19 protein-coding genes and 1 tRNA gene are annotated in these 20,719 nt (G+C 63.2%); 10 read left to right on the forward strand and 10 right to left on the reverse strand.

Annotated features, from left to right (window positions below; all coding sequences use genetic code 11):
* Positions 1 to 162 precede the first annotated feature (162 nt).
* From OZ411_RS31075 to OZ411_RS31085, 3 genes are read left to right on the forward strand one after another with little or no spacing between them, the layout of a single operon-like run.
* On the forward strand, positions 163 to 699 hold the full coding sequence (locus OZ411_RS31075; RefSeq protein ID WP_282531013.1) for a YbjN domain-containing protein: 537 nt from the start codon (positions 163 to 165) through the stop codon (positions 697 to 699).
* Positions 700 to 751: 52 nt separating this feature from the next.
* A complete protein-coding gene (locus tag OZ411_RS31080; RefSeq protein WP_130581198.1) occupies positions 752 to 1,210 on the forward strand; it encodes a hypothetical protein in 459 nt (152 codons plus the stop codon).
* Positions 1,211 to 1,212: 2 nt separating this feature from the next.
* Positions 1,213 to 2,001 carry a transglycosylase SLT domain-containing protein gene (locus OZ411_RS31085; protein ID WP_282531014.1) on the forward strand — a complete coding sequence of 263 codons (789 nt, stop codon included), beginning with the start codon at positions 1,213 to 1,215 and terminating at the stop codon, positions 1,999 to 2,001.
* Between the two features lie 106 nt (positions 2,002 to 2,107).
* Here OZ411_RS31085 and OZ411_RS31090 read toward each other — a convergent pair.
* Positions 2,108 to 2,181 (reverse strand) — tRNA-Gln (locus OZ411_RS31090).
* 542 nt (positions 2,182 to 2,723) lie between these two features.
* Here OZ411_RS31090 and OZ411_RS31095 point away from each other — a divergent pair.
* The 5 genes from OZ411_RS31095 to OZ411_RS31115 all read left to right on the forward strand — a co-directional run bounded on the left by OZ411_RS31095 (position 2,724) and on the right by OZ411_RS31115 (position 7,389).
* Positions 2,724 to 3,977, forward strand: a complete 1,254-nt coding sequence (locus OZ411_RS31095; protein ID WP_282531015.1) for an ABC transporter substrate-binding protein — start codon at positions 2,724 to 2,726, stop codon at positions 3,975 to 3,977.
* A gap of 83 nt (positions 3,978 to 4,060) precedes the next feature.
* A complete protein-coding gene (locus tag OZ411_RS31100) occupies positions 4,061 to 4,924 on the forward strand; it encodes a branched-chain amino acid ABC transporter permease (RefSeq protein ID WP_282531016.1) in 864 nt (287 codons plus the stop codon).
* Positions 4,924 to 5,919 (forward strand): branched-chain amino acid ABC transporter permease, encoded by a 996-nt coding sequence (locus OZ411_RS31105; protein ID WP_282531017.1) that lies wholly within the window; start codon positions 4,924 to 4,926, stop codon positions 5,917 to 5,919. The genes OZ411_RS31100 and OZ411_RS31105 overlap by 1 nt, the downstream gene beginning before the upstream one ends.
* Positions 5,909 to 6,676, forward strand: coding sequence for an ABC transporter ATP-binding protein (locus OZ411_RS31110; protein WP_282531018.1), 768 nt, complete (start codon positions 5,909 to 5,911; stop codon positions 6,674 to 6,676). Before OZ411_RS31105 ends, OZ411_RS31110 begins: the two co-directional genes overlap by 11 nt.
* Positions 6,673 to 7,389 carry an ABC transporter ATP-binding protein gene (locus tag OZ411_RS31115; protein WP_282531019.1) on the forward strand — a complete coding sequence of 239 codons (717 nt, stop codon included), beginning with the start codon at positions 6,673 to 6,675 and terminating at the stop codon, positions 7,387 to 7,389. The genes OZ411_RS31110 and OZ411_RS31115 overlap by 4 nt, the downstream gene beginning before the upstream one ends.
* Positions 7,390 to 7,521: 132 nt before the next feature.
* Here the strand turns inward: OZ411_RS31115 and torA are convergent, their stop codons facing one another.
* From torA to OZ411_RS31135, 4 genes are all read right to left on the reverse strand, one after another.
* A complete protein-coding gene (gene torA, locus OZ411_RS31120) occupies positions 7,522 to 10,032 on the reverse strand; it encodes a trimethylamine-N-oxide reductase TorA (protein ID WP_282531020.1) in 2,511 nt (836 codons plus the stop codon).
* Positions 10,033 to 10,041: 9 nt separating this feature from the next.
* Positions 10,042 to 10,728: a molecular chaperone TorD family protein gene (locus tag OZ411_RS31125; protein ID WP_282531021.1), complete on the reverse strand. Its 687-nt coding sequence runs from the start codon at positions 10,726 to 10,728 to the stop codon at positions 10,042 to 10,044.
* Positions 10,725 to 12,551 (reverse strand): c-type cytochrome, encoded by a 1,827-nt coding sequence (locus OZ411_RS31130; protein WP_282531022.1) that lies wholly within the window; start codon positions 12,549 to 12,551, stop codon positions 10,725 to 10,727. Before OZ411_RS31130 ends, OZ411_RS31125 begins: the two co-directional genes overlap by 4 nt.
* A gap of 63 nt (positions 12,552 to 12,614) precedes the next feature.
* Entirely contained in the window at positions 12,615 to 12,791 is a 177-nt protein-coding gene (locus tag OZ411_RS31135) for a hypothetical protein (protein ID WP_282531023.1), read from the reverse strand.
* A 353-nt stretch (positions 12,792 to 13,144) separates the two neighbouring features.
* Here OZ411_RS31135 and OZ411_RS31140 point away from each other — a divergent pair, with 353 nt between their 5' ends.
* On the forward strand, positions 13,145 to 13,330 hold the full coding sequence (locus tag OZ411_RS31140) for a hypothetical protein (protein ID WP_130583154.1): 186 nt from the start codon (positions 13,145 to 13,147) through the stop codon (positions 13,328 to 13,330).
* Positions 13,331 to 13,519: 189 nt separating this feature from the next.
* Here OZ411_RS31140 and OZ411_RS31145 read toward each other — a convergent pair whose 3' ends face one another.
* From OZ411_RS31145 to OZ411_RS31155, 3 genes are all read right to left on the reverse strand, one after another.
* The gene (locus tag OZ411_RS31145; protein ID WP_282531024.1) at positions 13,520 to 14,056 is read right to left on the reverse strand and encodes an inorganic diphosphatase; all 537 of its coding nucleotides are present in this window, start codon (positions 14,054 to 14,056) and stop codon (positions 13,520 to 13,522) included.
* Positions 14,037 to 15,164, reverse strand: a complete 1,128-nt coding sequence (locus OZ411_RS31150; protein WP_130583160.1) for a YihY/virulence factor BrkB family protein — start codon at positions 15,162 to 15,164, stop codon at positions 14,037 to 14,039. The genes OZ411_RS31145 and OZ411_RS31150 overlap by 20 nt, the downstream gene beginning before the upstream one ends.
* Before the next feature lie 135 nt (positions 15,165 to 15,299).
* Positions 15,300 to 15,857, reverse strand: coding sequence for a ferritin-like domain-containing protein (locus OZ411_RS31155; protein ID WP_282531025.1), 558 nt, complete (start codon positions 15,855 to 15,857; stop codon positions 15,300 to 15,302).
* Between the two features lie 190 nt (positions 15,858 to 16,047).
* Here OZ411_RS31155 and OZ411_RS31160 point away from each other — a divergent pair, with 190 nt between their 5' ends.
* A complete protein-coding gene (locus tag OZ411_RS31160) occupies positions 16,048 to 16,224 on the forward strand; it encodes a hypothetical protein (RefSeq protein ID WP_282531026.1) in 177 nt (58 codons plus the stop codon).
* 124 nt (positions 16,225 to 16,348) lie between these two features.
* Here OZ411_RS31160 and OZ411_RS31165 read toward each other — a convergent pair whose 3' ends face one another.
* Together OZ411_RS31165 and OZ411_RS31170 are read right to left on the reverse strand one after the other, a co-directional pair.
* Positions 16,349 to 19,495, reverse strand: a complete 3,147-nt coding sequence (locus tag OZ411_RS31165) for an efflux RND transporter permease subunit (protein WP_282531027.1) — start codon at positions 19,493 to 19,495, stop codon at positions 16,349 to 16,351.
* Entirely contained in the window at positions 19,492 to 20,661 is a 1,170-nt protein-coding gene (locus OZ411_RS31170) for an efflux RND transporter periplasmic adaptor subunit (RefSeq protein ID WP_282531028.1), read from the reverse strand. The genes OZ411_RS31165 and OZ411_RS31170 overlap by 4 nt, the downstream gene beginning before the upstream one ends.
* Positions 20,662 to 20,719 lie beyond the last annotated feature (58 nt).

A 20,719-nucleotide genomic window follows, 5' to 3' on the forward strand; every position in this document is an offset into this window, starting at 1 on the left:
ACGGCGCAATGGCCATCCCAGGTGCTGCCCGCAAGCGCCGCCTTTTGATGCCGATGACGCGGGGATTGTCGTCGGAACACTGCAACGTCTGCACCACACGCCGGCAGCATTCCGCTGCTATTTGACGATCCGCTCACCCACAAGCCTGTTACGGAGTCTTCCATGTCCGACGCCACGATCACCAAACTGACGCTCGACAGCCTGCGCGACCTGTTTCAGCTCGCCGGCTATCGCGTCGAGACCCTGACCGATCCGGTCGCTAACATCTCCTATCTGCGCTCCGGGACCAACGGGCTCGCGTTCGACGTCCGTCCCGGAAACCGGATCGCCGGCGACGAGCAGAGCTTCATCGATGTCGCCCTCATTGCCGTGCTGCAGGTGCAGGGCGAACTGCCTCTCGACCTGGTCAACCGCTGGAACGCAACCCGCCGGTTCGCGCGCCTGCAGTTGAGCCCGCCGTTCCTCGCTCTGTCGCTCGATTTCTCGCTGGCGGGCGGCGTGACGCAGAACAATCTGCGGGCGCAGATCGAAATCTGGGATCACCTGGTGCAGCAGCTCGTGGCCTATCTGCGCGAAGAACTGGCCAGTCTGGCAAAGGCCAAGGCGCCGAATGCGCCCGCTGCCAGCACAGCCTTGCCGACGCCGGCGGCGGATCGCGATCGCGTCGCCGAGACCGATCTGCCGCACACGGTCCAGTAGGCCGCGCGGCACGCGGATGAAGGCCGCTATCCATACCGGCGGAAGCCGCATCTTGTGGCGACGACGGGGCGCGCGGGCGCTCGGCGTCGCGCTCGGCGCGCTTGCCGTATTGCTCGGGGCCAAGCCAATCTCGGCGAAGGCCGCAACCGACGTGGATGGCAGGTTGAACGCCGCCCAGGCGCCGGCGGCCTGGCAGGACTTCGCCAAGCGCCTGCAGCTTCGATTGCAGGAGCGGCTGGCGTCGGACTCTACGCCGGCGCTCCGCTTCCATGACGCGGTCGCAAGGCGCGCCTCTGATGTCGGGGCGGCGCCTCCGTCGATTGTCGTTCGTGTATGGGTGATGCCCGACGGCAAAGTCCAGCGCATCGAGTTGGAAGGCCTCGACAATGACGCCTCGCATGATCTGTCCGCGCTTCTGATCGGGGATGGCGTGGGCAGCACGCCGCTCGATATGCCGCAGCCGCTGCGCATGCGGCTCTCGTTGCGTCCGAACACACGCGTGGAGGATTGAACGTGCCGGCACCGGCATCGCAGCGATCGCGCGGCTTGGTGGTGGCAATGGCGGCACTATCCGCCGCGTTCATGACGGCTGCCGGCCGGGCGGAGCCAGCCGCGAACGATGCGAGTTTCGCCGTCCGTTACGCCGCGATCGAGGTGCCTGCGGACACTGCGCCCGCGCCGAGCCCGCCCTTCGCCGGACCGCTGGCTGGTCCTTCAGCACCAGCCAAGCCGGAATCGCCGATGAGCCGTAGCGACGCGCTGGCCTACTATCGGGCGCTGATCGAGAAGGAGGCCGGGCGGCGGGGACTGGCGCCGGCCATTGCCGAGGCGGTGATGGCAGTGGAGAGCGGTTACAACCCCGGCGCAATCGGCGGTGTCGGCGAAATCGGGTTGATGCAGATCCTGCCGTCGACGGCGCGCATGTTGGGCTTCACGGGAAGCAATGCCGAACTCGCGATACCCGAAAACAACATCCGTTACGGGGTGACGTACCTCGCGCAGGCGTGGCGCCTTGCCGGCGGCGACCTTTGCACCGCCACGATGAAATATCGCGCAGGCCACGGCGAAACGCGCTTCTCCCACCTCTCGGTCAACTACTGCCTCGCGGTCCGCTCCAAGCTCGCCGCGCGCGGATTTCCCGTCACCGGCAGCGTCCCGGTGGCAACCTTCGGCAAGCCGGCCGGGCTGGGCGGTGGCTGCGGTCAAAAATGTCTTCGGGCAGCCGGCATCGGCCGCCTCGATCTCGCAGGGCTCAACACCAGGTTCAACACACTCGTGATGCAGGTGCGCGGCGCGAGGTGAGGGGTGCTGGGCTCGGATGGCGATGGAGCGACAGCGCTATGAGCCGTCCCATCGGCCGCGGTGAAAAGCCGGTTTCCGATCAGGCTGTTGGTGGGATTGCCTAGTCTGGCTGGGGAACCTGGATTCGAACCAAGACAAACAGAGTCAGAGTCTGTTGTGCTACCGTTACACCATTCCCCAAGAATTGCTCAACGGCATCAATAGCTTAAGTCTATAGCCGGGGCAATGCCGGCGGGCGGGATCATGGCAAATCGCCGCCTCGCTGCGAGGTCCTTCTACTGTTCGGTCAGGGCCTTGGCAAGCAGGTATGGCGGGTGTTTCCGGGCAAAATGCGGCCGGCCGCGAGAAGGGCATCGGAGCAGCGGTTGGCTTCGATGCCGTCCGGCTTGTTGTTTGCAGGATGCGAGACCGGCCGTGCCCATCAGTGTCAGCCTTATAGGGAATTAAGGGCAACGCTTCATCACCACGCGCGCCGTGACGTGCCACCTCGCACTCGAATGCGCACGCCGCACGTACAGCGCTCAAGTGCCTAGCGTTGAAGCAGCGGTGCGATCGGTTGCGTGATGCCTGTGCACGCTCGCGCCCGGCTCGGCTTGCCGAGGTCAGGGTGCCATGCGATGCTGGTGTACCAAGAAAATTGGGGGCGAGGGCTGCAACGGCTCGTGGGTCTCCCATGCATAAAAAGCCCGGCACCGGGCAAGGGATATTGGAGACGTTCGAAGATGAGATTTTCATATGTCATCGGGCTGTTTTCGGCTGCCGTCATGTCGGCCGCGCTGGTGGGCAATGCCGCGGCCCAAGGCAAGACCGTCAAGATCGGCGGGATCTTCCCGATGAGCGGCAATGCCGCGAGCATCGGCGTTCATGTCAAGCAGGCGTTCGATGTCGCGCTCGACATCATCAACAACCCGCATCCCGAGCTCGGCAACTTCCCGCTCGCCAAGAATGGCGGTCTCGCAGGCCTCGGCGGGGCCAAGGTCGAGATCGTCTACGCCGATAACCAGGGCAGCCCCGCGACCGGGCAAAACCAGGCGCTGCGGCTGATCACGGAAGAGAAGGTGGTGGCGCTGACCGGCGCCTATCAGTCCGGCATCACGCTGACCGCGAGCGCGATCGCCGAGAAATACAACATCCCCTTCGTCAACGGCGAGTCGGTTGCGCCGAACCTCACCGAGCGCGGCTTCAAATGGTTCTTCCGCGTCACGCCGATCGCGACCGATTTCGCGCGGGTCTATTACGAATTCCTCAACGACATGAAGGCCGCCGGCGCAAAGACCGACAATATCGCGATCCTCCACGACAACACCGAATATGGCGCCTCCGTCGCCAACACCCTCACCACGGCGTTCAAGGAGAAGGGCATCGCGATTGCGCTCGACGTCGCCTATGCCACCAACGCGACCGACGTGCAGAGCCAGGTGCTGCAACTCAAGGAGAAGAAGCCCGACGTCGTCATCGCGATCTCCTATACGTCGGATGCGATCCTGTTCGCCAAGACGATGCAGGCGCTCGACTACAAACCGCCGATGCTGCTCGCCGACGACTCCGGCTATTCCGACCCGTCCTTCATCAAGGCGGTCGGCAAGATCTCGCAAGGCGTCTTCAACCGCTCGTCATGGAGCGTCGGTCCCGCGGGCTCGCCGACGGCGATCATCGCCAAGATGTACAAGGACAAGAGCGGCGATGACATGGACGACACCGTCGCGCGCCAGATGCAGGCGTTGTTCGTGCTGTGCGAGGCGATCGACGGCGCCGGCTCGACGGAACCGGCCAAGATCCAGGCCGCGTTGAAGGCGACCGACCTCAAGCCGGATCAGATCATGATGGGCTACAAGGGCGTCAAGTTCGACGACAAGGGCCAGAACATCCTGGCGTCCGGCCTCATCATCCAGTTGCAAGACGGCGAGAACTACGTCGCGGTCTGGCCGAAGGCGACCGCCGAGAAGACGCCGATCATGCCCTACAAGGGCTGGTGATGAGCTGTGAGGGCGGGGCACGAGCTTCGCCCTCACAATATGCCGTCAATGACGATGGCACGGATGGATAGACGTAAGCTTTCATGACCTTCACGCTTGTTCAGGTGATCGTCGGCGGCCTCCTGCTGGGAGCTGTCTACGCGCTGTTCTCCTCCGGGCTGACGCTGGTCTGGGGCATGATGAACGTGGTCAACTTCGCCCATGGCGATTTCGTCATGCTCGGCATGTATGTCGCGTTCGTCGTCTACACGCTGCTCGGCGGCGGGCCGCTGATAGGCGCACCGCTGGCGACGCTGTTGCTCGCCACGCTCGGCGTCATCGTCTATTTCGGCCTGATCCGCGACATCATGAAGGGGCCGATGCTGGCGCAGATCCTCGGCACCTTCGGGCTCGCGCTATTGCTCCGCTATTCGGTGTTCTGGTGGTTCGGCGCCAACTTCCTGTCGCTGCCGGAAAACCTCGTCGGCGGCACCTTCGACATCTTCGGCATTCGCATCCAGGCCTCGCGGCTGCTGGCCGGCGTGGTCGCGCTGGTGGTGACGCTCGGGCTGCACCTTCTGTTGACGCGCACCACGCTCGGCTCGCGGATGCTGGCGGTCGCCGAGGATGCGACGGCCGCGCAGCTCATGGGCATCCGGCCCGACAGCATGCAGGCGATCGCCTGGGCGATCGCGGCCGGCGCCACCGGCCTTGCCGGCGCGCTGATCGCGACCTTCTTCTACATCGTGCCGACGGTCGGCGAGACGCTCGGCATCGTCGCCTTCGTCACGGTCTCGCTCGGCGGCTTCGGCAGCGTGCCCGGCGCGCTGGTGGCGGGACTCCTGATCGGCGTGATCGAGTCGCTGTCGGGCTATCTGATCGGCGCTGTTTACAAGGACATCGTGGTCTACACGCTGTTCCTCGGCTTCCTCTGGTTCAGGCCACAGGGCCTGATGGGCAAGACGTGATGCGGCGCGCTCTCTGGCTCCTGATCGCGCTCGCGCTGGTGATCGCTTATCCGCTGGTGTTCACGACGCCGTTCCAGCAGCGGCTCGGCGCGCTGGTCCTGCTCTATGCGATCGCGGCCTCCGCCTGGAACATCATCGGCGGCTATGCCGGACAGGTCTCGGTCGGCCACGTCGTGTTCTTCGGCTGCGGCGCCTATGCCGCGATGGGCGCGTATGCGCATTTCGCGCTGTCGCCGCTGATCGGAATTCCCGCCGGCATCGTCTTTGCCGTCCTGATCGCCGCCGTGATCGGCAGGCCGACGCTGCGGTTGTCGGGCCACTATTTCAGCATGGCGACGATCGCGGTCGCCGAACTGGCACGGCTGATCGTCACCAACACCGAATATCTCGGCGCGGCCGTCGGCCTCAGCGGCCCAACCGTGCCGCGCAACGTCTTCGATCTCTCCTTTATCTCGGCGCTGCCATATTACTATCTGTTCCTGGTGATCCTGATCATCACGCTTGCCATCACCTGGTGGATGACCAACAGCCGGATGGGGTTCTACCTGCGCGCCATCAAGGATTCCGAGCGCGCGGCGCGTTCGCTCGGCGCGCCTGCGAGCCGCATCAAGCTTTACGCCTACATGCTGAGCGCAGGACTCACCAGCGTCGCCGGCGCGCTCTATGCGATGATGTTCGGCTTCGTCGATCCGGAGTCCGGGCTCGGCATCCTGATCTCGGTGAAGATCCTGATCATGGCGGCGCTCGGCGGTGCCGGCCTCTTGTTCGGCCCATTTGTCGGCGCCGCGATCCTGGTGCCGCTGGAGGAAATCTCCAACAGCCTGCTGGGCGGCAAGGGCGCCGGCCTGACCTTCGTCGTCTACGGCGCCATCATCGTGCTGATTGCGCGCTTCCAGCCCGGCGGCATCCTGGCGCTGATCAACCGTCTCGGGGCGAAGCGCCACGCCAAGCCGATGGATGAAAGCATCGCGCAAGAGGCCAGCCATGCTTCTTGAGGCGCGCGGGGTGACCAAGGCTTTTGGCAGCTTCAAGGCGGTCGATGCGGCCAGCGTCACGCTGGGGCAGGGCGACATCCTCGGCCTGATCGGCCCGAACGGCGCCGGCAAATCTACCTTCTTCAATTGCCTGACCGGCGATCTCGCGCTGACGTCGGGCCAGGTGCTGTTCGAGGATCACGACATCACGGAGCTGCCGCCGGAGGAGCGCGCACGTCTCGGCCTGGCGCGCACCTTCCAGGTGCCGCAGACCTTCGAGGGCATGACGGTGCTGGAAAACGTGATGATCGGCACCTTCCTGCGCACGCCGCATCGCGCTGAGGCCGAGACCAAGGCGCGCACTGTGCTGGAGCGGGTCGGCATGATACGGCTGGCGGATGCGCCGGCGCGCTCGCTCGGCACGCCCGGCCGCAAGCGGCTGGAGATTGCGCGGGCGCTCGCGACCGAACCCAAGGTGCTGCTGCTCGACGAAGCGATGGCCGGACTGACGCAGCGCGAGGTGCAGCTTGCGATCGAACTGGTGCGCGACATCCATCGCTCCGGCATCACGCTCGTGATCGTCGAGCACATCATGGAAGTGATCATGTCGCTGGCGAGCCGGGTGATGGTGTTCCACCAGGGCAAGGAGATCGCGCGCGGCAGCCCGCGCGAGGTGACGTCCAATCCGGCCGTCATCGCCGCCTATCTCGGCACCCGCGCTGCCAAGGCCGCCGCCGGCCACACCCCGATCGAGTTGATGGGCGGACCCGCGACATGACCGGGCCGCTGCTGAAGCTCGAACATCTGGAAGTCCGTTACGGCGACCTGATCGGCGTCTCCGACGTGTCGCTGGAAGTGCCCGCGGGCAGCGTGGTCGCGCTGCTCGGCTCCAATGGCGGCGGCAAGACCACGACGCTGAACGCGATCGCGGGCCTGATCCCGGTGCATGCCGGCAGCATCCACTTCAATGGCGAGGCGATCGCGGGCCAGAGCGCGTTCGCCATCGTGCGCAAGGGGCTCGCTTTGTCGCCGGAAGGCTGGCGGCTGTTCGTGCAGCAGAGCGTGGAGAACAACCTTCTGCTTGGCGCCACGCCCTTGCGGGACAAGACGCGCACCAGGACATTGCTCGAGCGCGTCTACGAGATCTTCCCGCGCTTGAAGGAGCGTCGCAGCCAGCGCGCCGGCACCATGTCCGGCGGCGAGCGGCAGATGCTCGCCGTCGGTCGCGCGCTGATGAGCGACCCGAAGCTGTTGATGCTGGATGAGCCGTCGCTCGGCCTGGCGCCGGCCGTGGTGGAGTCGATGTACGAGACCTTCGGCCGGCTGCATCGTGAAGGCCTCACGATCCTGCTCGCGGAGCAATCGATCGAGCTTGCGCTGGAAGTCTCCGACTTCGCCACCGTACTCCAGGTGGGCCGGAGCGTACTGTCAGGCACCGCCGCGGCGCTGGCGCAGGACACGCAGGTGCAGAAGGCCTATCTCGGCGCGTGATGTAGCTCCGTAGGATGGGTTTCGCTTCGCTCTACCCATCCTACGGGCTCACAGTCGTCATTCCGGGCGATGCCACCGGGTCCGCGCGAAGCGCGGCCCGATGACAGGCTCTGCATCGAGCCTGGCCGCCTCTCAGCCGGCCTTCTGACGCACGGGCTCGCTGAAGACTGCCACCGTGGGAATAGCAGCCTTGTACTTCTCGACTTCGACCACCGCCGTCTGAGCACTGGTGGCCTGAGCCAGTTTCGATGTCGCCTCGCTCACTGTGAGCACATTGACATCGCCATAGCGGCAGAGGGTGCCGGGTTCGCGCGGATTGACCGGATCGTACCAGCCACCTTCGCTAATACGGATCACGCCAGGCCGGATCTCATCGGTGACCTTGATCCCGACCAGGATCTGTCCGCGGTCGTTAAACGCCCGTGCCACATCGCCGTCCTTCAGGCCGCGCGCGGCGGCATCCTTCGGGCTCATCCAGCAGGGTTCGCGCCCCGACACCGCGTATGTCTCGCGCAGGCTGGTGCCGCAAAGCTGCGAGTGCAGGCGGTAGATCGGATGATTCGACGCTATGTGCAGCGGATACTTCGTCGTCGGCCCATCCAGACGCTCCACCGGCTCCATCCAGGTCGGGTGGGGCGGGCAGTCATCGTAACCCATCTTCGCGATATTGTTCGAGAAGATCTCGATCTTGCCCGACTGTGTGCCCAACGCGTTCAGCAGCGGATCCGCGCGGAAGTTCGCGTATTGGACATAGTCCTTCTGCTCCTCCTTCAGCGGGAAGGCCAGCGGCTCGTTATGATTCCAGAATACGTCGAAAACCGGCATCTCCATGCCCTTCGCCCGGGCTTCCAGGCGAGCTGACTCATAGAAATTCCGGATCCAGTCCATTTCCGTCAGACCTTCCGTGTAGTCGTACCGCTTGCCGATGCGGTCGGCGAGGTCGGCGAAGATGTCGTAGTCGCTGCGCGCCTCGTACATCGGCTCGATCAGCTTCTTCATCGGCACGATGTGGCTGAGCGCGTAATCGCCGACTTGCTCGATGTCGTTGCGTTCGTACGACGTGGTGACCGGCAACACGATATCCGCGAAGCGCGCCGTCGGCGTCCATTGGAAGTCATGGACGATGAACGTCTCGATCTTCTTCCACGCTTTGACCATCTCGTTGCGGTTTTGATGATGCATGAACGGATTGCCGCCCGCCCAATAGGCAAGCTTGATGTCCGGATACGTGACTTTCGAGCCGTTGAACTGGATCGTCTTGCCCGGATTGAGCAGCATGTCGACCACCCGGGAGACCGGAATCGACGAGGCCGCCCCGCCGAGGCAGTAGGAGCTCGTGGAACCGCGGGAACAACCGGGAGGCAGATTCACAGGTGAGCTCGCGGGGCTGTCCGTCATGCCCGGCAGGCTCGGCGCAGTATGGGTTGGATTGCCGGCGCTGTAGTGATAGGCGAGCCCGAAGCCGCCGCCCGGCAGACCGATCTGACCGAGCATGGCCGCCAGCGTCACGAACATCCATGGCGGCTGCTCGCCATGATGCTGCCGCTGCGTCGACCAGCCCAGGGCCATCATGGTGCGGTTCTTGGCGAAGCTGCGTGCCAAATCCTTGATTGTCGCCGCATCGATGCCGCAGATCGCGGACGCCCAGTCCGCCGTTTTTGGCGTGCCGTCCGTCTGTCCCAGCAGATAGGGCACGAACTTCTCGAAGCCCGACGTGTATTTTTTCATGAAGTCCTTGTCGTGCAGGCCCTCCACATACAGCGTATGGGCCATGCCGAGCATCATCGCGACATCGGTCTGCGGCCGTGGCGCGATCCACTCGCCATTGAGGTACTGACAGGTTTCCGTGCGGATCGGGTCGATGCAGACGACCCGGACGCCGGCCTTCTTGACCTCTTCCAGTCCCTGGAACACGCCATGATCCGGCACGATCCAGCCGATCTGGCTGGTGATCATGGGGTTGCTGCCCCAAAGCACCAGGATCTTCGAGTTCTTCGCGACATTCGACCATGTGGAGCATTGATTGACCACGCCCACCGAGCCGATGACGTGGGGCAGGATGACCGACGCGGCGCCGTTCGAGTAATTGCCGATTGAACCGGTGAAGCCGCCACCCATCTTCAGCAGCCGCCACAGCAGCACGCGGCAGCTGTGAACCTTCCCTACGCTCTTCCACCCGTAGGATCCGCCATAGATCGCGCTGTGCCCATACTTCGTGCGCACACGGTCAAGCTCGCCGGCAACGAGATCGAGCGCCTTGTCCCAACTCACCCGGACGAAATCGCCCGTGCCACGCCCAGCGGGATCGGCGCCCGGGCCTTGTTCGAGCCACGCCCGCCGCACCATCGGATATTTGATACGGCTCGGGGAATAGATCGAATTCATCATGCCCTGCAGCATGACGTTGGGATGCGGATCACCTTCCCAGGGGATCACTTTCTCGAGCTGGCCATGGGCAACATGTCCCCGGAACACACCCCAGTGAGACGCCGACAGGATCGTCTTGCTTGACGGCTCAGCCGCCGCACCGCGGCTCAGCAGGGAGCCTCCCGAGGCGCCGAGGGCAGCGAACAGAGCGGAGCTCTTAAGGAAGGAACGGCGGCTGACGCCGGTGTTTGCAGTGAAGGAAAGAACCTCAGACATCGCGGTCTCCTAATAATAATCTTCGGCTTCCGCCCAATCCCCGCCGAGGGACGAGGCAAGGCCGGACACGAAAGCGTCGATCAGCGCGAACACAGCGCCGTAGAATTCAGAACGTGTCGTTCGGGACACGGCATGCTTCACTGCCGGGACCCACCTTGACAGGCGCCTGGCCATATGACGGCTGAGCGCGTGGTTGCCCTGCCGCAAGGCTTCGGCCAGGATGCCCAACTCGATCGCCAGATGATCGGGGGGCTCGCGGCACTCCGCGCCAACGGATGCATCGAGCTCCCGGAGGACGGAGAGCATTTCGACGAGCGGTGTCTGGAACTGGCGTCGGGTTTCCCCGGCATAGGAGCGCTCGTACAAAGACACCGCCTCCGGCCCGGAAACGCCTTCGAAAAGCACGACGTAGACGTGCCCGAGACGCTTCTCGATCTCTTCCGGCGCATGCTCGCGCAAGAACGCCATGATCGCCTGGGCCGCCGCTTCCATGCCCAGCTCATCGCCGAGATCCGCGATGAACTCGAGCATGTCCTCGAAGCGATTGGCCAATACAGCCTCCTTGTCCAAGGGACGCAGGATGAGCCGACTGAACCAATCCGCCACCATGGCCTGGCCGAGCAGATCGCCTTGATTGACCACGCCCGCCGTGACCGTGTGTGACCGGGGGACGTTCTGCGAACGAAGCACGCTCATTTCGCCGAGGCCTCTGCAGCGTGTACGTCCTGCGCGTGGTTCTGCAAATATCCGAGCAGCAACCGGTACTGATCCGTGGTCAGCGACGTATAGCGACGCATCGCACCGAGATTACCGATCCACTGGTTGGCCAGATAGTGATGCGGCTCAGGCAGAGAGTGGCAGGTGCCGCATGAGCTGTTGTACAGACTGGACGAGTAGCTCCACATATCGGCGAGACCGGTATTGAGCCCGGTGTTGTCGATCCAGACGGTCAGGCTCACGGGAGACCAGGCCGGGCCCGACTGAGACGCCACCTTCTGGCCGCGCTCCAACTTCTCGATCGCGGCCTCGTCGAGCACACCGACCATCATCCGCTGGCCCTGCATGCCGAAGATCGCCGACTGCACGCCGTCGACCTGCCATCCCTCCAGCTTCACCTTCAGCAGGTTGTTCTTGCGCTCAAGAACCTTCAGGCGGGCTGTGGCCAGCAGCTTTCCGGCCTCTCCCCCCTTGGTGCCAAAGCCCGCCTCGTCCAGGTGGAACGGCTTGGTATTCACGACATAGACCGAATCCGCCTTGCCGACAGCCGTGGCATCCGAGATCGGCAGCACCACGTTATGTTGCTGCAGCGGGATCATGACGATCTGCGGAGTCAAGTTCGGTTCGGGCTGGCCCGGCGCTGGCTTGTCGACACCCGGCGCGGTCTTCAGATAGGCCGCCATCGCCCGCAGTTCATTGATCGGCAGCTGCGACGTGTTCGCGATCACCTCCGCCATGTCGCCACCCGCTGTCTTGTTGAGTGGACTGATGCCAGACTTGAGGTAGTTCACGACGGAATTCGTGGCCCAGAACTTGATGCCGGTCTCGTCCTGGCTGATGTTCGGAAAATATCCCTTGCCATCAGGCGTGGGGCCGCCGCCGTAATGCATGCCGGCCTTGATCGCGCCGGTGAAGGCACGGGGAGAGTGGCACTCGGCGCAGTGCCCGGCAGCCTCGACCAGATAGCGCCCGCGCGCAACCAGCTCATGCTGCGCACTTGCGTTGGTGGCGGGCTTGGTGGCGACAGACTGATTCTCGATCGGCCGACCGTCGAGGAACGCCAAGCGCCACACGCCGATGCCTCGGCGCAGGCTGTAGGGGAATTTCAAGTCGTGGTCGGGCGCTTTGCCGGGCAAGGGCTCGAGCGTCTTGATGTAGGCGAACATGTCGCGCACATCGTTGGCGCTCATGCGCTGGTACGAGGTGTAGGGGAAGGCAGGATAGAGATTCTTCCCGTCCGGCATCACGTCGGCAGGGCCGACACCTTCGCGCACCGCCTTGGTGAACTGGGCCAGCGTCCAGTTGCCGATGCCATCCTTCGGGTCGGGCGAGATATTCGGCATGTAGAACCGGCCGAACGCGGTGTCGAGCGCCCGCCCGCCGCCCAGCTTCAGATGATCCTTCTGATTCGTCGTTGCGTGACAGGTCGCGCAATCGCCCGCGATGAACATGAGCTTGCCGTTTTCGAGGTTGGCTGGACCCCCGTCGGCGACATCGCGGGCGGGGTGCGTCGCCGACCAGAGCCAGGGCGAGGTGAGAGCGAAAAATCCCACCCCTCCGAATGCGGCTAGCCCCACGACTCCAGCTACCAGCTTTCGTTTCTTCGGCGATAAATTTTTGGGAGTTGGCATTTCACTTCTCGCCCGGAGCGGGCGGGCCTTCTTCGGTTGTTGAACGCGCCATTGCGTTTCATCATCATGCTCGAAGTCTTGGCAGTCTAACGCCACGGCAAGGCGGCCGGCTTTGATGCACGTCAATCGATAAGTATGCTGACGATCGGTGCGTCGATCGAGCGCAGACAAGAGATCAGCTTTTGAGAAGCGTTAGCGTTTGCGGAAAAATCTCAGCGCCCGAGACGGTCTCGTTCAAAACACCGAGCCGACAATTGCTCTCTGTGAACGTTGCGTCGCCGCGCGGGAGGAGGTCTGCTGGATCGTGAAGGCCTCACGATCCTGCTCGTGGATCAATCGATCGAGCTCGCACTGGAAGGCTTCCGACTTCGCCACCGTGCTGCAGGTGGGCAGGAGCGTGCTGTCAGGCACAGCCGCCGCGCTGGCGCAGGACCCCCTGGTGCAGATCTGTAGGATGGATAGAGCGCAGCGAAACCCATCATCTTCTTCGCGGCGGAATCGATGGGTTTCGCTGCGCTCTACCCATCCTACGAGCCAAGTGTGTAGGGTGGATTAGCGCAGCGTAATCCACCATCTTCTTCGCAGCGTTCGGCTGGCGGCGGGTTACGCTTCGCTAACCCGCCCTATCCATGCGCATCGAGGTGAAGAGACGCGCAGCTAATCGCATCTCAACAATCCGTTTCCCCAGAGGACCAATTTACTTAATTTATTGCTATCGGGTTTCCCCTTTGCCTAGTTTTTCCGGTGCTGGGAGAGCAAAGCCAATGAAGGACATGCAGGCGCACTTGGAGAAGCTTCGAAATGAAGCTGAGGAGTGCGATCTAATCAGCAAGCTCGCCACCAACGCGACCAAGAAAGCATTGTTTGCCAAGCTTGCTGAACATTACCGAGCGCTGGTTAAGGAAGTTGAGCAAGCCATAGCGGCTTCCTCGGTAGATCGAAGTGGTTGAAGCCGGCGGTTCAATGACTCGCCAACCCTGCCAATAAGGCATAGGCTCTAGGCTGCCCCTCAGTGGGGGCGACGGGCACGAACCCGCGCATCTGCGAGGTGAGCAAATGCCCAATCGAAACTCGCGGAGGCGCTGGGGCTAAGCGCGGTTCGCCGGGGCAGGGCGCGCGCCTCGACGCTCGCTTTGCCCTTACGTGGACAGCCGCTTGATGGTCTTGATGGCCTGATTGGGGCCGCGCCAGCCTAGGAACTCAAGCTCCTTTTTCTCAAGCGCATCCGTCGCGAGAAAGAACTGCTGAATCTCTTGGTGCGCTCGCGAGGGAAGATGCCGGATGTCCTTTAGATCGGTCTCGAGGGGAGTGCGGTCGGGCACGGCGAATAGGCGATCGTTTCTCTCTTTCTTGCGCTTGCCTTTCTGTTCGACTTCGAGAATCCCGATCGGTCTGCATCGCAAGACCACGCCGGGATAGGATTGCGCATCGTGAATCACTAGGACGTCGAGCGGATCACCGTCCTGCGCCTTGGTCGATGGGACAAAGCCCCAATCGTACGGATAGCGGAGGCCGGCCATCAGAGGCTTGGCGAGCGTAAACACACGCAGCTCCGGATCGAAGTCGAGCTTGCAGGTGCTTCCGCGAGGGGTCTCGATCACTACAAAGATGTGGTCGTCGTCTGCCCAGGTTGGAAGCTCAAAAAGGTTCGTCATCTCATCTTCCTTGGGCTGCACCGACGGTGTCTGCCATCCGGGCTCCTCGCATGCCCATCGGCTTCGGCGTCCCGGTTGTGGTATCGCGCGCGGTCTGGTGCTCCATCTCGGCATCGATCTCGGCCCCCAGAAGGATGACGATCGCTGACATCCAGAGCCAAGTCATGAAGCCGATGACGGCGCCGAGCGAGCCGTAGGTCTCGTTGAAATTGCCAAAGTTGGCCGTGTACCAGGAGAACAACCCCGAGCCGGCGAGCCACAGCAGGGCGGCTATTGCGCTGCCCCACGTGATCCACCGCCACCGGGGTGTCTCGCGGCTGGGACCGTAACGATAGACAACGGCGAGGGCGAACGTGAGGATCAGGTACATCGCCGGCCACCGTCCCATGCGGACGAGCATGTCGCTCGTATTGGGCAGGCCGACGTAGTTGAGGATTACAGGCACCGCGACGATGGAGCCGAGGGCAGCCAGGATGAAGAGGACCCCGCTAATGGTGAAACCGAGCGACATTGCATTCAGTGTGAGGAAGCCGCGCTTTTCTTCTTCGCCATGGATGATATTCAGTGTGTCAAAAAGCGCCTTCATCGCCGCATTCGCGCTCCACAGCGAAATCGTCAGACCGATCAGAAAGGTCAAGCCAAGCGTCTGCAAGCCCTTGGACACGACCCGCGTCAACTGTTCGTGCGCGACGTCGATGGCCCCGCCGGGCAGAAATCCGCCGAGCTGATCGAGCTGCCGTGCTATCGTCGAAGGATCCGAGAATAGTCCATACATTGCGACCAATGCCGCGATGGCCGGAAAAATGGCAAGTATGCTGTAGTAGGTCATTCCCGCTGCGAGGGCCAATACTCGGTGCTTCGATATGTTCGCATACACGCGCAGAACGATGTCTTTCCAGCCCGAAGCAGGAATCTCAGAAGGCCTCGTTGCCCGACGACCGCGGTCGTCGTTTCCGAGTGGTTCGCCCTGAACGCTACGGCCGGTCGGTGTATCAGCCGAACGCTCCTTCGTTGCTGGGAAGAGATATTCCGATGCGAGCGCAACGCCCAACAAAGCTACCAGCGACGCAACGGTCCAGGCGCCCGACGGCGGATGGGGACCCTCTGTATTTGCTCGCCTGATGTGCATCGCCTCGTTGCCGTTTTCAGCGTCTTGTTCGAGGTAATGTGCATGTTCCGAAGAACGTTCCTTAGATATCTGGAGGACCCATTTAACTAGGTAGTAAATGCCTAGCCGATGATCGCGTGCCGAGCCCATCGCGCTCTAGGCCGCTTCCGACACCTCCTCTTCCTCGGCTTCGAGATTGATCACCGAGGTGGCCAATTCTGTCAGCGCTTGATCGGTCGCCTCTTCCTCGGCGAGGGTGGCCTGGAGCAGCTTTGCCGCATCCGTCATGCCGAGTTCTTCCGCCCAAGTCCGCAGGGTCCCGTAGCGGGAGATTTCGTAGTGCTCTACCGCCTGCGCTGCGGACAGAAGGCCGGCATCGAGTGCTGGCATTCCCTTGAAGTCGCGCATGATCTCAGCGCCTTCATCGGTGATGCCATTGATGGCCTCGCATGTTTTGCCGCGGGCTGGCTTGCCAAGCATCCGGAAGATCTGATCCAGCCGCTTCACCTGTCCATGGGTCTCGCGCAGATGTTTGTTGAAGGCGTTCGCAAGCTCTCTCGAGTGCGCGGCTTTCGCCATCTTCGGCAAAGTCTTGATGATTTTGTTCTCGGCGAAATAGATGTCCTTGAGCGTCTCGTGGAAGAGATCGCTCAGCTTCTTCGGTTGTCGCGTCCGCCGGGAAGTCGCTCGCTTTTTCTTCACGCGCTTGGCCATAAGTCCTCCGGTGTGAATATGCAGCAGGAGGACGGCATATGTCCTCTTCGGCCAATCAACCTGCGGGCACTCCAAAGGTTCCTAAGCCTCCAGCGAGGGGACGCCGACCGACCCGCGCGAGCGTCGGCGTCCGGATGCCATCCCGCGGCTGCTCGTCCGGATACAATGTCATCGAAGGATAGAAGGCAGCATGACCAATAGAGCCGCAACCCTGTCGATCGACCAGGCGGAGTGGCGCACGCTGTTCCTCAAGATCATCCAGCATCTTGCAAACTTCGCGCGCTGTCGAGCGGGCCGCGTCGAGGTGATATCTGTAGGATGGGGAGAGCGCAGCGAAACCCATCAATTGCCGCGGCGAAGAAGATGATGGGTTTCGCTGCGCTCTACCCGTCCTACGAGATGTCATTGCGAGCGCAGGGAAGCAATCCATGTCTCCGCGTGCAGCGGCATGGATTGCTCCGTCGCCGTGCTCCTCGCAATGACGGTGACGCTTACTCCGCGGCTTCCTTTACGGAACGCTCTTCCCGATGCTCCCCCTCGTCCTCTGCATCGGTCGAGCTGCTCCAGCCGGCGAACAGATTGGAGAGCTTGTCGAGATAGAGGTAGACCACCGGCGTCGTGAACAGCGTCAGCGCCTGGCTGACGATCAGGCCGCCGACCATGGCGTAGCCAAGCGGCTGGCGGATCTCCGATCCTGTGCCGGTGCCGAGCATCAGCGGCACGCCGCCGAGCAGCGCCGCCATCGTCGTCATCATGATCGGGCGGAAGCGGAGCAGGGCGGCCTGCCGGATCGCGGCCTCCGGCTCCAGGTGATCGTCGCGCTCGGCCGCGATCGCGAAGTCGACCATCATGATGCCGTTCTTCTTGACGATGCCGATCAAGAGGATGATGCCGATCAGAGCGATCAGGCTGAAGTCGAAGCCGGCCGCCATCAGGATCGCGAGCGCGCCGACGCCGGCCGACGGCAGCGTCGACAGGATGGTGATCGGATGGATGTAGCTCTCGTAGAGGATGCCGAGGATCAGGTAGACGACCACGAGCGCGGCGAGGATCAGTAGCGGCACGGTGCTCAGCGATTGCTGGAACGCCTGCGCGGTGCCCTGGAAGCTCGAATTCAGCGTCGGCGGCGCTCCCAGGTCGACCATCGCCTTCTGCACCGCATCGGTCGCCTGTCCCAGCGCGACGCCCTGCGCAAGGTTGAAGCTGATGGTGATCGCCGGGAACTGGCCCTGGTGGCTGATCGACAGCGGCCGCACCGGCACGCTGGTCCAGGTCGCAAAAGTCGACACCGGCACCTGCTCGCCGGTCAGCGGCGATTTCAGATAGATCTTGTTCAGCGTGTCGATGCTGGCCTGCAGTTCGGGCAGCACTTCCAGGATCACGTGATAGCTGTTGAGCTGGGTGAAATATTGCGTCACCTGGCGCTGGCCGAACGCGTCATACAGCGTGTCGTCGATGAGCTGCGGCTGGATGCCGTAGCGCGAGGCGGTGTCGCGGTTGATCTTCAGTTCGAGCGTGGTGCCGTTGGTCTGCTGGTCGGTTGCGACGTCGCGCAGTTCCGGCAAGGTCTGCATCTTCGCCAGGATCTTCGGCGCCCATTCGTTCAGCTCGGCGAGATTGGCGTCCTGCAGCGTGAATTCGAACTGGGTGCGGGTCGGTCGGCCGCCGAGGCGAACGTCCTGCGCCGCCTGCATGAACAATCTGGCGCCTTCGACCTGCTCGAGCTTCGGCCGCAGGCGTGCGATGATCTGCTGCGCGCTGGCGGCGCGCTGGTCGCGCGGCTTCAGCGTGATGTACATGGCGCCGTTATTGCCCGCCCGGCCGCTGCCGCCGATGGCCATGGCCACCGTCGCGACGTCAGGATCGGCGAGCGCGATCTTGCCGAGCGCTTCCTGCTTGCGCTTCATGTCGACGAAGGAAATGTCCTGGTTGGCTTCCGAGGTCGCGGTGATCAGGCCGACATCCTGCTGCGGGAAAAAGCCCTTCGGAATGATAACGAACAGATAGACCGACAGGCCGAGCGTCGCGAAGAAGATCATCAGCGTCGTGAACTTCCAGCGCAATGCGAGGTCGAGCACGTTTTGATAGCCCCGGAGCATGGCGTCGAAGCCACGCTCGCTGATCTGGTAGAAGCGGCCGTGCTTGGTCTCGCCATGGGCGCGCAGGAAGCGCGAGGCCATCATCGGGGTCAGCGTCAGCGACACGAACATCGAGACGAAGATCGTCATCGCCAGCACGACCGCGAATTCGCGGAACAGGCGCCCGATGATGCCTCCCATCAGGAGCAGCGGGATCAGCACCGCAACCAGCGAGATGCTGATCGAGACGATCGTGAACCCGATCTCGCTCGCGCCCTTGAAGGCGGCCGCCATCGGCTTCTCGCCTTCCTCGATGTAGCGCGTGATGTTCTCCAGCATCACGATGGCGTCGTCGACCACGAAACCCACCGCGATGGTCAGCGCCATCAGGGACAGGTTGTCCAGCGTATAACCGAACACCCACATCAGCGCGCAGGCACCGAGCAAGGCGAGCGGCACCGTCACAGTCGGGATGACCGTGGCCCAGAAGCTGCGCAGGAAGACGAAGATCACCATCACGACCAGCCCGATCGTGAGCAGCAGGGTGAACTGCACGTCCTCGACCGCGGCTCGGATCGTGGTGGTGCGGTCGCTGATGACGTCGATTTTGATCGCCGGCGGGATCGCGGCGACCAACCGCGGCAAGGTTGCCTTGATCTTGTCGACGGTGTCGATGACGTTGGCGCCGGGTTGTTTGAAGATGACAAGGAACACGCCGCGCTGGCCGTTGGCCCAGGCCGCCTGCTTGGCGTCTTCCGGACCGGCGACGGCCTGGCCGATATCGCGGATTCGCAACGGGCCGCCATTGCGGTAGGCGATGATGACGTCGTTCCAGGGGGCAGCCTTCAGGAGCTGGTCGTTGGCGTAAATCGTATAGGCGCGGGTGTCGCCGTCGATATTGCCCTTCGGGCTATCGACGGTGGCGCTAGTGATGGCGGCGCGCACGTCTTCCAGCGACAGGCCCTTTGCCACCAGCTTGCCCGGATCGATCTGGACCCGCACCGACGGCTTCTGCTGGCCGCCGATGATGACCTGCGCCACGCCGGAGATCTGGCTGATCTGCTGCGCAAGCTGCGCGTCGACGGCATCGCTCACCTCGGTCAGCGGCAGCGTCTCCGAGGTCGCCGACAACAGCATGATCGGGGAGTCCGCCGGGTTGACCTTGCGGTAGGTCGGCGGCGACGGCAGGTTCTTCGGCAGTTGTCCGCTCGCCGCGTTGATGGCGGACTGGACGTCGTTGGCGGCGCCGTCGATGTTGCGGTTGAGGTCGAACTGGATGGTGACCGCCGACGTCCCGAGATAACTCGTCGAGGTCATCTGGGCCACGCCGGGGATCTGCGCGAACTGGCGTTCCAGTGGCTGCGCCACCGAGGTCGCCATGGTTTCCGGGCTGCCGCCCGGCAAATTCGCGGTGATCTGGATGGTCGGGAAGTCGACCTGCGGCAGCGGCGCGACCGGCAGCAGCGGATACGCCACGAGGCCGACAAAAAGAATGCCGGCCATCAGCAGCGAGGTGCCGATGGGGTAGCGGATGAAGGGAGCGGAAATGCCGTAGCTCATTCCGGCTTCACCTTGGATTGCGTCGGATCCGAGCTCGCGACCGCGGTGCTCACGAGCACGCCGGGCGAAACTTTGTATTGGCCTGAGGTAATCACCTGCTGGCCCGGCGATAACCCCTCATCGACGACGGATTTGCCGTCGATCGAGTAGCTGACCTTGATCCGGTGCAGCTCGGCCTTGTTCTCCTGGCTGACAGTATACGCGTAAAGTCCGTCCGTGCCATGCTGGACGGCATCGTCGGGAACCACGGTCGCGTCCTTCAGCGTCCGCACCAGGAGCCGCGTCGATACCGACTGGCCCGGCCACAGCGCGTGGTCCTTGTTCTCGAACACCGCCTTCAGGCGGATGGTTCCGCTGGTCGTATCGACCTGGTTGTTGATCAGCGCAAGAACGCCTGTGGAGAGGAGGCGCTTGCCGTCGGTGGAGTAGGCGATCGTCTTGGGCGGGGAGGCCGCCAGCGCCGCCTTGATGTCAGGCAATTGGTCCTCGGGCGCGGTGAAAATCACCGCGATCGGCTCGATCTGGGCTATCGAGACGATGCCGGTCTGGGTCGCGGCATTGACGATGTTGCCGACATCGACCTGGCGCAGGCCGGCGATCCCGGTGATCGGCGCCTTGACGGTCGCGTAATCGAGCTGCGTCTGCGCATTCGTGATCGCCGCATCGTCGGCGGCGATTTGCGCCGTCAATTGCGCGACCATGGAGCGCTGGGTATCGGTCTGCTGGCGGGTGGCGAACTCGCCGAGCCGGGTGAAACGCTGCAGATCGAGCTTGGCGTTGGCGAGATTCGCCTCGTCCTGCTGCTTTTTGGCCGTGGCCTGGTCGAGCGCGGCCTGATACGGGCGTGGATCGATCTCCACCAGGACGTCACCCTTGTTGACGAGCTGGCCTTCCTGGAAGGCGATCTTCATGATTTGTCCGTCGACGCGGGTGCGGACCTGGACGGTGTTAAAGCCCTGCACGGTGCCAAGGCCGGTCAAATAGACCGGGAAATCGGCGGTCTCGACGCGTGCAATCCGAACCGGGACGGGTGGACGGGCGGCGGCAGCAGTCTTTTGTCCGTCAGCTTTGGTGTGCCCCCCGCCATAGCGCTGCCAACCAAGATAGCCCGCGGCGCCGATGGCGGCGACCAGCAGCACCCAACCTATCGTTCGTGACCTGGACATGCACGCTCATGGGTTCGAAGACAATTATAGGTGTTTAAAACCGTTCCGGGGAACCCAT

This window comes from Bradyrhizobium sp. Arg237L, from assembly GCF_029990105.1.
Taxonomy (GTDB): Bacteria; Pseudomonadota; Alphaproteobacteria; order Rhizobiales; family Xanthobacteraceae; genus Bradyrhizobium.

Coding starts and splice junctions, on each gene's coding strand:
- OZ411_RS31075 (WP_282531013.1), top strand. CDS start 163: ATGTCCGACGCCACGATCACCAAACTGACGCTCGACAGCCTGCGCGAC.
- OZ411_RS31095 (WP_282531015.1), top strand. CDS start 2,724: ATGAGATTTTCATATGTCATCGGGCTGTTTTCGGCTGCCGTCATGTCG.
- OZ411_RS31100 (WP_282531016.1), top strand. CDS start 4,061: ATGACCTTCACGCTTGTTCAGGTGATCGTCGGCGGCCTCCTGCTGGGA.
- OZ411_RS31105 (WP_282531017.1), top strand. CDS start 4,924: ATGCGGCGCGCTCTCTGGCTCCTGATCGCGCTCGCGCTGGTGATCGCT.
- OZ411_RS31110 (WP_282531018.1), top strand. CDS start 5,909: ATGCTTCTTGAGGCGCGCGGGGTGACCAAGGCTTTTGGCAGCTTCAAG.
- OZ411_RS31115 (WP_282531019.1), top strand. CDS start 6,673: ATGACCGGGCCGCTGCTGAAGCTCGAACATCTGGAAGTCCGTTACGGC.
- torA (WP_282531020.1), bottom strand. CDS start 10,032: ATGTCTGAGGTTCTTTCCTTCACTGCAAACACCGGCGTCAGCCGCCGT.
- OZ411_RS31125 (WP_282531021.1), bottom strand. CDS start 10,728: ATGAGCGTGCTTCGTTCGCAGAACGTCCCCCGGTCACACACGGTCACG.
- OZ411_RS31140 (WP_130583154.1), top strand. CDS start 13,145: ATGAAGGACATGCAGGCGCACTTGGAGAAGCTTCGAAATGAAGCTGAG.
- OZ411_RS31150 (WP_130583160.1), bottom strand. CDS start 15,164: ATGCACATCAGGCGAGCAAATACAGAGGGTCCCCATCCGCCGTCGGGC.
- OZ411_RS31155 (WP_282531025.1), bottom strand. CDS start 15,857: ATGGCCAAGCGCGTGAAGAAAAAGCGAGCGACTTCCCGGCGGACGCGA.
- OZ411_RS31160 (WP_282531026.1), top strand. CDS start 16,048: ATGACCAATAGAGCCGCAACCCTGTCGATCGACCAGGCGGAGTGGCGC.
- OZ411_RS31165 (WP_282531027.1), bottom strand. CDS start 19,495: ATGAGCTACGGCATTTCCGCTCCCTTCATCCGCTACCCCATCGGCACC.
- OZ411_RS31170 (WP_282531028.1), bottom strand. CDS start 20,661: ATGTCCAGGTCACGAACGATAGGTTGGGTGCTGCTGGTCGCCGCCATC.